Here is a 4,703-nt window from a genome sequence, read left to right on the forward strand (position 1 = left end):
GCCCGGAGCTCGATGTCGCGCGCCGGGTCATCCGTACGCAATCGCTACGTGGTGGCTATGCGCAGGTGATGTACAAGTTTGACGGTGGCTATGGCTCGCTGATGCCGTATGCGAAGTGGCAGACGTATCGTGGTGCGGCGAAGTTCGATACCAATGCGCCGAGAATGCAGGCGGACGAACTGGAGGCGGGTGTCGAATGGCAACCTTCGAATGCGGTCGAGCTGGCGGTGGCCTGGGCGAATATGCGCCGCACGGATGTGAATTCGGCGCCTTATCGTCRTATTGATGGGCAGCTGTTGCGGGTGCAGTTGCAGGTGAATTACTGAGGTAGCCGGCTCTTTGTGGGAGCCGGCTCTTTGCGGGAGCCGGCTATGCCGGCGATGGGGGTTGCGGCGGACGGGTTATCGCCGCTGAAGCGGCTCCTACAGAGAGCCTGCAGCGAGCCTGCGAAGAACTTATTTTTTCTTCTTCGCCGTCGCAGCGAGGGACTTTTCGCGGACGGCCTTGAACTCGCTGCCGTCCTTCCATGCCGGCCAGACGTCGCTGTCGGCGAGTTTTTCGCCGAGGGCATAGAAGGCCTTGACGTTCTGGGTCACGCCGTCGAAGTTCCAGCGGATATCGTAGACATCGGTCGGCTGGTGGTAGTGGTTCTTGACGTAGTCGTTGGCGGCGGCTTCGCCCGCGGCTTTTCCACCGGCGACCATGTCGATGCCGCCATTGGCAGCGAGTGCGGGCACGCCTGCCTTGGCGAAGTTGAAGTGGTCGGAGCGGAAATAGTGGCCCTTCTCCGGTGAGGCGTCGCCGCTGACGACGCGGCCGTCGGCCTTGAGTACCTCGGCGAACATGTCTTCGAGATCGCCCTGGCCGAGGCCGACGACTTCCATGTCCTTGGTCGCGCCGGTGATCGGCAACGCGTCCATGTTGATGTCCGCGACGGTCTTGTTGAGCGGGAAGGGTGGGTGGGCGACGTAGTATTCCGAGCCGAGCAGGCCCGATTCTTCCATGGTCACTGCCGCGAAGATCACCGTGCGCTTCGGTTTGTCCTGGGCGAACTTGCCGGCAATTTCCAGCAGGGCGGCAATGCCGGTGCCGTTGTCGACCGCACCGTTGTAAATCTGATGGCCCTTCAGCGACGGATCGTGGCCAAGGTGATCCCAGTGGGCGGTGTAGACGATCGCTTCGTCGGGCTTGTCGCTGCCCTTGACCATGCCGATGACGTTGTTGCTCAGCGAATGCGTGATCGCGCTCTGCAGGTGGATGGAGGCCTTCGCCTCCAGCGGCACCGCCTTGAAGCCGCGCACGTCGGCTTGCTTCGCGAGGTCGTCGAAGTTCTTCCCGGATTTCGCAAAGAGGCGTTGTGCCGCTTCGTGCGTCAACCATCCGGCAACCGGCAGGCGAGGCGACGGGTCCTCGCTCTGGGGAAGGTCGAGGCGCGGCGTGGACCAGCTGCTTTGCACCACGTTCCAGCCGTAGGCGGCAGGCTCGGTCTGATGGACGATGAACGCGGCAGCGGCGCCCTGGCGGGCCGCCTCTTCGAACTTGTAGGTCCAGCGGCCGTAGTAGGTCATTTCGCGACCCTTGAACAGCTTGGGATCGTTCGCGTTCCAGCCCGGGTCGTTGACCAGGATGATGACCGTCTTGCCCTTCACGTCGACGCCATCGAAGTCGTTCCACTGGGCTTCCGGTGCGTTGACGCCATAGCCGACGAAAACGACATCCGAATCCTTGAGATCCACGTCGGCCTTGGCCTGGAGCGTGCCCGCGACCATCTCGCTGCCAAACGCGAACGCTTCCTGGTCGCCGCCTTCGGCGACATCGAGCTTCACGTTGGCCGGGTCGCTCAGCGCGGTCGAGACCGCGGGCACGGTCTGTACCCACTCGCCCTTGTTGCCCGGCTCCAGACCCATTCGCTTGAACTGTTCGATGATGTAGTTGGTCGTCAGGCGTTCGCCCAGGGTGCCGGGCTTGCGGCCGTCGTATTCGTCGGACGAGATGACCCGCAGGTGCGCGGCGAAGTCGTCCGGCGTGATCTCGGGACTAAAGGTGTGCTGCTCGTTGGCCACGGCCGGAAGCGGCGGGGGTGGCGAGGTGGCGGCCCTGGCAGGAGCGGGCGGAGGTGCCGCCGCCGTCTTGTCGTCGTCGTGGGACTGGCAGGCCGCCAGGGTCAGTGCGGTCAGGCAGGCGAGAGCGAGTCGACGCATCGGCGGAGAGTCCCCTTGGGCAGATAAGGTGGATCCCGAGTGTAGCGGCAAGGGCGGCCCTGTCGCCGCAGCGGCAAGGGAGTCATAATGGTCGGTTATCCCGTTCCCGGAAGACCTTCCCCCATGCGCATCGGCATCGACTTCGGAACCAGCTATTCGGCCGCAGCGGCTATCGTGGACGGACAGCTCGAACTGGTCCGTTTCGGCGACGCCCGTCAGTTCCGCACCGCGGTGTTTTTCCCCGAAATCGTGCCCAACGTGGACGACTTCGTGTTGACCCCGGTCCTGGAAGCCCAGGTGGATGCTTTCGTCCGCGCCTCCCGTCTCGATGAGCGCCAGGCCGGACGGGTTCCACGCGGCGACATGGACCTGCGTCGGGATGCCATCCGTGTGGTGCGCCGGCAGTGGATGGAAGAACGCACGCGCGAAGCCTCGGCGTCCGTAGCCAGCTTCCAGGACGCCCTCTTCGGCGAGGAGGCCGTGGACGCGTATCTCGAAGAGGGCACCGGCAACCTGATCGAATCGCCCAAGTCGATGTTCGGTTACAAGCTCGATCCGCGTGTGCGCAAGACCATCGTGAGCATCGCGGCGCACATCCTCGAGCACGTTCGCCTGGTAGCCACACGCCAGTTCGGCACGCCCGTTCGCGAGGCCGTCATTGGCCGCCCCGTCGAGTTCCGCAGCTCCATGGGCGCGGCCGGCGGCGAGCAGGCGTTGTCCATTCTCCGCGAAGCAGCACGGATCGCCGGCTTCGACGAGGTCTCATTCCTGGAGGAGCCCGCGGCCGCGGCAATGCATTACCACCAGTCGCTGGCGGAACGGCAGCGGGCGATCATCGTCGACATCGGCGGTGGTACGACCGACGTCGCCTATGCCGAGCTGGGCGCCGGTGAGGTACCGATCATGCACCGCAGCTGGGGCCTGCCGCGCGGCGGTACGGACCTGGACGTGGGCGTGAGCCTGCACAGCTTCATGCCCCGCTTCGGCAAGGACCTGAGCGGCGTACCGGTGCACCACTTCGTCGAGGCGGCCAGCGTGCACAACCTGCCCAAGCAGCGCGAGTTCCGCAAACAGGACTATCGCCAGGTGGACGAGCCCTTCGGTTCACGCCTGCGCGCCTTGCAGGGAACCGGCGCAACCACCCGGCTGAACCAGTCGGCCGAGCGCATGAAGATCGACCTGTCCGCTTCGGATGAGGCCACGGCATCGCTGGATTTCATCGAGGCAGGTCTGAAGATCGATGCCGTTGCCGGCGATTTCCGCGCCGCATCCGAGGATTTCCTCGACAGGATGGGGCGCCTTCTGGACCAGGCGCAGGCCGATATCGGTGAGCCGCCTGCCAGCGTTTTCCTCACGGGTGGCACGTCGCGCTCGCCGCAGGTTCGTGAGCGCGTAGGCGCAAGTTTTCCCGGAATTCGAGTCGTGCACGGCGACCCCTCTCTGGGTGTAGTCTCTGGTCTCGCACAAGCGGCACTTTTACCAAATTCATCAATCGCTTCCGACAGTCGATAAGCTAATTCGGCATATTCACAAACTGCTGGCTTTTGCTGCATTACATCGTTAGTTAATGGCGTCGACGTGGCCCACTTGGAAAAGCGGGGTCACGTCGACCGATGGAGGTTTAGTCGCGTGCGGGCGTCGCCTGCCGATGGATGTTGCGGGGGTACATATGGGAAGGGTTCGCGTTCGGATCAGGATGGGCAACGAATGGGGCGTTGCCGGGGCCACGCGTCGTGCCAATGACGCCGTCCCGCCGATGCAGGGAATAACCAACCGCAGGGAGGTAGGCGCATGACTCGCCCTTCCAACGTGCAGGGGCTGGAAGATTACGATCTGGTCACCCTGGGTGCGGCGCTCGGCATGTGCGAGGTCGATCTGTTGACCCTCAGCCCGGCCCGGCCCCGCGCATCGATCGCGTCGAAGACACACGACGGGGTCACCTACCTTACCGGGCATATCGATTTCGACGTGCGGGGCTCCCTGACCGTACCCGACGACGCGTGCATGCTCGTCTACCTCCACGAGACCGGAGAGCGCAGCTGGTGCCAGGGCGTCGGTGTCGAATCGGAAATGGGCGTGACGCTGCTGCGTGGCACCCCGACCGATTTCATGTTCGAGCGCGGCACGCGGTTCACCCTTGTGATGGCCCCTTACGCGCGCTTTCGCTCGCGGTTCATGGCCTCCGATCACGCCGACGTGGACATGGCCGCGCAACGACTTCGCCTGTTCTCGGTAACCTCCGAGCATCTCAAGCGCGCGTATCGGCAGATAAGCGAACGCGTGCATGAAACCGAAGACATGGCATTCGGACCCGTCGAGGACCTTCTCGACGAGCATATCCGGGTGGCCCTCGGATCCTCGTCCGAAGAGAGACCGGTGGCATCGCGCGGAAGACGCGCGCACTACCAGGTCATGCGCCGCGCGGAACGTTTCATGCGAGCCAATCTCCGTCGGGATATCTATTCCCAGGAGCTATGCCAGGCCGCGGGAGCCAGCGAACGT

General features: G+C 64.1%; 4 protein-coding genes. 3 read left to right on the forward strand and 1 reads right to left on the reverse strand.

The genetic code is table 11. From position 1 onward, the window contains the following. Positions 1-326: porin (locus AC1DT2_RS16140; protein ID WP_477297427.1), on the forward strand; the 326-nt coding region annotated here is incomplete at its 5' end. A 129-nt stretch (positions 327-455) separates the two neighbouring features. Here AC1DT2_RS16140 and AC1DT2_RS16145 read toward each other — a convergent pair. Then, the gene (locus AC1DT2_RS16145; protein WP_477297428.1) at positions 456-2,201 is read right to left on the reverse strand and encodes a M28 family metallopeptidase; all 1,746 of its coding nucleotides are present in this window, start codon (positions 2,199-2,201) and stop codon (positions 456-458) included. Between the two features lie 123 nt (positions 2,202-2,324). Between AC1DT2_RS16145 and AC1DT2_RS16150 the strand changes: the two genes are divergently transcribed. Next, complete coding sequence (locus tag AC1DT2_RS16150) at positions 2,325-3,713, forward strand: Hsp70 family protein (RefSeq protein WP_213948242.1); 1,389 nt, start codon at positions 2,325-2,327, stop codon at positions 3,711-3,713. A gap of 279 nt (positions 3,714-3,992) precedes the next feature. Then, a partial coding sequence (locus tag AC1DT2_RS16155) for a hypothetical protein (protein WP_477297430.1) occupies positions 3,993-4,703 on the forward strand: 711 nt, incomplete at its 3' end.

Source organism: Luteibacter sp. P4_E6, assembly GCF_056401535.1.